1 pseudogene is annotated in these 742 nt (G+C 38.0%); it reads left to right on the forward strand.

From position 1 onward, the window contains the following. Positions 1-742: pseudogene (locus SMIDD26_RS12235) on the forward strand (hypothetical protein); the annotation flags it as partial.

The raw sequence follows: 742 nt of genomic DNA on the forward strand, positions 1-742 counted from the left end.
GGAACAGGTACAGTTGCAAATGGTGATTTACCAGAAAGAGATGTACCAGGAACAGCTATCATTACAGAACCAAATCAAAAACCATCAGAACCAGTGGATATTACAACACCAGCTAAAAAGGTACCAACATTACAATTAGATCAAGATCCAAAAACTGGAGATGTAACAGTAACACCGAAAAAACCAGATGGAACAACATATCCATCAGGAACTAAGGTAGAAATTCCAGGGAAAAACGGAAATCCAATCACTGTAACAATTGGAAAAGATGGTACAGGAAAAGTTCCTAATAATGATTTACCAGAAACAGATACTCCAGGAACAGGTAAGATTAAAGAAGATGGCAAACCAGAGGTAGAAATTAAGGTAGAAACACCGAAAAAAATTGACCCTACTGCGCCAGAAACGGCAGAATTAGGTACAATTGAAATCACAAGAAAACCAAATGGAGATGCTGTAGTTACACCTAAGACCACAGATGGAAAAAATTATCCTAAAGATACTAAAGTGAAAATTCCAGGAGAAAATGGAACAAGCATCGTAGTAACAATAGGAGAAAATGGTTCAGGAGAAGTACCGAATGACCAACTTCCAAAATATGAAGTAGAAGGAAAAGGAACAGTAACAGAACCGAATAAAAAACCATCACAGCCAGTTGCTGTAACAACACCAGCTCGTAAGAAACCAACAGTGGAAATGGGACAAAATCCAAATACTGGAGATGTCACAGTAACGCCTAAGA

The sequence above is a fragment of the Streptococcus mitis genome, assembly GCF_001579035.1.
Classification (GTDB): domain Bacteria; phylum Bacillota; class Bacilli; order Lactobacillales; family Streptococcaceae; genus Streptococcus; species Streptococcus mitis_J.